At 29.3% G+C, this 1,791-nt stretch carries 2 protein-coding genes; both read left to right on the forward strand.

The features are described 5' to 3' along the window. The coding region (locus tag HMPREF0072_RS10090) for a stalk domain-containing protein (RefSeq protein WP_039931456.1) at nucleotides 1-664 on the forward strand (664 nt) is incomplete at its 5' end. A 15-nt stretch (nucleotides 665-679) separates the two neighbouring features. Continuing rightward, entirely contained in the window at nucleotides 680-1,558 is an 879-nt protein-coding gene (locus tag HMPREF0072_RS10095) for a CD1107 family mobile element protein (RefSeq protein ID WP_004830188.1), read from the forward strand. The last annotated feature ends 233 nt before the right edge of the window (nucleotides 1,559-1,791 follow it).

Below are 1,791 nucleotides of genomic sequence, written 5' to 3' on the forward strand. Positions count from 1 at the left end.
AAAAGATAAAAATCTAAATCAAGACTTATCTAAGAAATTAGATGAACTTCTAAAACTCCAAAAAGAAAACAAAGAGAAGAAAGAAGATAAGAAATCTCAAGATAAGAAGTGGGACGAACTTTTGAAAGCTGATGATAAGAACATTCTAAATCAATTTGATCTTAACAAGATGAAAAAGCAAGAGGAACAACAAGACAAAAAGCAAGTTAAAGATGAAAAAGAATTTGCAGTTTTCCAAGTAAACAAAAACTTCTATAACATTATAAAAGATGGAAAGAAAACTACTGTGTATATGGATGTAAAAGCATATATTAAGGATAATCGCATTATGCTACCTGTTAGATATGCAGCTTATACTCTTGGGTTTAATGTAGAATATGATGATAGTAAGAGAGAGGCTATCTTTTCAAATAAAGAAAATACAGCCTTACCTAAAAAAACTCTAAGATTAAATATAGATACTGGTGTTATGAAAGATAGTCAAGGAAACATTTATCATTCTGACACTAAACCTGTAATTATAAATGGAAGAATTCACGCATCTATTTCCAATATAGCTAAAGCTTTTAATGCAAGCTGTGGGGATATAAGAGATGAAAAAGATCAAAGTATAGAATGGGATAATAGCAGAAAGGCAGTTTATGTCTTTAAGAATATAAAGTAAGAAAAGGAGATAACTATGAAGAAAAAAAGATTAGGGGTAGCCTTAGTGCTACTCCTTTTACTATTAAGTATGCCAAGCATATCCATAGCTAAGAGCAATGATAATGAAATAAAAAATCAGTCAAATGATATTTATTTGCCAGAAAAAAGTAAAGAATTAGAAAGCTTATTTGATGAAGATGTATATGAACCATCTAATGAGAGTCAAAAAATTCCTTATCAGGAAGTGCCGAAAATACAAGAAAATAACATAAAAAATGAGCAAGTAGATAAAAAAGAAAAGCCATCTAAACTTGTTAAAGGTGGCAATACTAAAGCAATTAATCCATTAGCCACAAAAGAAAATAAGGCAAGAGGAACAGTTATAGAAAATGTAGATAAAAATGGACAGGATATTACACCGAAAGTAGAAGATCAAACATCAAGAGATGAAAAAAAGGAAAATCCAATAGATGTTAGACAATTTTTAACCTTTCAAACAAAGAGTGGAAAAACTATGCACCTCATTGTAGATCATTCGGAAAATCAAGAAAATGTACAATTACTAACAGAAGTTGGAGAACAAGATCTACTAAATATGATTGAAGGAGAAAGTGAAGCAAAGCCAAAAGAAGAAGTAGTAAAAAAAGAAGAACCCGTGGAGGAAAAACCGAAGAAAGAGGAGAAAGAAGAAAAGAAATCAGGGGTAGGACTTTATTTATTTATGGGTTTAATTATTGTTGGTGTAATGGGTGCAGGATATTACTTCAAAATCTATAAAAAAAATGAAGAAGCAAGTTTTGAAGATGAGCAAGATTATAATGAATTAGAAGATGATTATGAATCTGAAGGGGAGGATTATGATCTTGAAGATAAGGAAGATACAGAAATTATTCCAGATGAAGATGAATTTTAATCTTCTCAACGATTTAAGCAGTAGATTAAGGACAACAATAAACTCAATTATCGTGTAAATTTATAAACATACGATAGAAAAGTACAATTAGAATTCTGGAACTTTAATAAAAAACGATGAACAAAACGACAGCACAAACTTAATATATAAGTAAAGCTAAGTTGAAATGATTGATTGTATAATTAAGAATTTGATATAGATAAAATCATAAGTTTAATGAGAATGCTAAAAAC

This window comes from Anaerococcus lactolyticus ATCC 51172, from assembly GCF_000156575.1.
In the GTDB taxonomy this organism is placed as follows: Bacteria; Bacillota; Clostridia; order Tissierellales; family Peptoniphilaceae; genus Anaerococcus; species Anaerococcus lactolyticus.

Excerpts from the sequence above, each read along its gene's own strand:
- HMPREF0072_RS10095 (WP_004830188.1), top strand. The coding sequence starts at position 680 with ATGAAGAAAAAAAGATTAGGGGTAGCCTTAGTGCTACTCCTTTTACTA.